Genomic DNA, 2,084 nt, shown 5'->3' on the forward strand with positions numbered 1-2,084 from the left:
AACCATCTAAAGCAATATTATTACCAATAGTATCATTCGAATTATCAAATGCACTAACAGCCCCTAATGATAAGAAAGCTAATAAAAAAATACTAATTAACATTATCCTATTAATTTTCAAAATATTATCCACCTTTTTAATTTAATTAAATAAATATATATTCAAATCATATTGAATATATATTAATAATATATTATTTAATGGATATTTATATGTTTTTAAGCATTTCTAGAAACTTAAGAAAAATCTTTTTTTAATTCAATTATTTCTTTATTTTCATGTTTTTCTTTTATTTTAGTTAATTCTATGCTATTTATATTAATTCTTTTTTAAGTTATTATATTGAGGGAATTCGCTTTTTTAAGAATAAATTGAAAAAGGATTAAACAATTACTAGTCATGTGATTGGTAAACAGCGAGGTTATATTGATATAATTATAATAATAAATTTAATTGGAGTTTTCAGGAACTGTTAATTTATATTATTTTTAATGGTTTTATATTGCCCCCCTTTATGTTCCTGATTTTGTAGGAATTATTTTTATATTAAATAATGTTTATGAAGTTGTTAATTATGAATGTTGGGATTTGTTTGAAACGTATATTTTGTTAAGTATTATTCAAAACAAAATTCAATGCCATATGGTTTAAGTATTTCATTATAAAACTCTGTGAGCTGATCACTGACAAAAAAAGAAAATATTATATTACCTCCATCTTCAACAGAAGTGTATGTGATGGGCTAGAATATGTACTTTAGTTAGATAAAGTTAAACTCTCAACTTTAATTAAGTAAAGTACTTTAGATATATAAAGTTAAACTCATAACTTTAGTTAATAAAGTAATTTAGGGCACTGTCAATTTGTTAGCTCTTGGTCATATTTTTTTTAGTTTTTTTTCTTTTTCTTTGATTCTTTTGGTGTTTTATGTTGTGTTTGTGAAAAGATTTAAATATTGGTTGTCGTTTTTCTTGTTGTGATTGGTTTTAATCCTAGTTTTTTGTGTTTTTTATTTCTTTTTAAATCTTTCTAATTTTTGATTAACTTGTTGATTTTTTTCTTAAATTATTTTTTTAGCTTGTTTTTGTAATTATTTTTTTAATTTGAGCAATAATAAATTTTATTTAGGTTGGAAAACAAATATTTATACATGAAACCAAAAAACAATGTCTTCCATGTCTTATTTTTTGGATGGCAACCAATATATATTTAACTATTCGAATGTTGATTCTGTTAGAAAAAATGATGATGAAAGAGTGCAATGTAGTTTTGGTGATGAATACTGTTCAATTTTTTTTGTATATCGATGGTATTCTATGATGAAGATTGCGTTTATTAACAAAGATGGAGTTATTGAGTAATCCATGAATCCTCATTGTAAATCATTGTTTTTCTCATGATGTTATTAAAAAATCTTATAATAAGCCTAAAATCTATTTAGAAAACGGAATTAGTGTTTATTATTAAAGTCAAGCGATATACTTTGTAAGAAATGTAGAAATATTATAGTCAAGTATTAGGCTTAATAGGAATTTTATGAAGATTTCTGTAATTTTTCAACTAAAATGAAAAACAAGGCAATTGAGTTGCGAAAAAGATGGTTGGGATTCATTAAGAAATCTTTCTTGGACTATTTAATGTTTTTAATAGCATTAATATGTCATACGAAACGATATAGAAAATCTCTTTTAACTTTCGATGGATTGTTATTATGTTAACACCGATATGAAATTTTCACCTCTATGCTGCTTATGACTGTACAATGGATTATGAATTGAGCGAAAACGGTATTATAAACATATATTATATTGATTTAATATAATCGAATGCCTATAACATGAGTTAATATAGTGAAAAAAGAATGATTCTGCAACAACAAAAAAATTTTATAAAAAAAACAGCATCCAAAGCAACAGAGTCCATTGCAATAGTAAACTAGATTTAAAACCAGAATATTAATAAAATAATGAGAGAACTCGGATTTGATACAACCAACACATGCACATTTCACTTAAGTATTATAATATCAATGAAGAACTAAAGAGAAGAACTAAAGCAAATGCGCAAAATGAATATGAAAGCA

The 2,084-nt window shown here is 23.9% G+C and carries 1 protein-coding gene; it reads left to right on the forward strand.

Annotation, left to right across the window (positions count from 1 at the left end; genetic code table 11):
- Positions 1-1,176 precede the first annotated feature (1,176 nt).
- On the forward strand, positions 1,177-1,362 hold the full coding sequence (locus tag MBORA_RS09355; protein WP_156482719.1) for a hypothetical protein: 186 nt from the start codon (positions 1,177-1,179) through the stop codon (positions 1,360-1,362).
- Positions 1,363-2,084 lie beyond the last annotated feature (722 nt).

The sequence above is a fragment of the Methanobrevibacter oralis genome, from assembly GCF_001639275.1.
GTDB lineage: Archaea > Methanobacteriota > Methanobacteria > Methanobacteriales > Methanobacteriaceae > Methanocatella > Methanocatella oralis.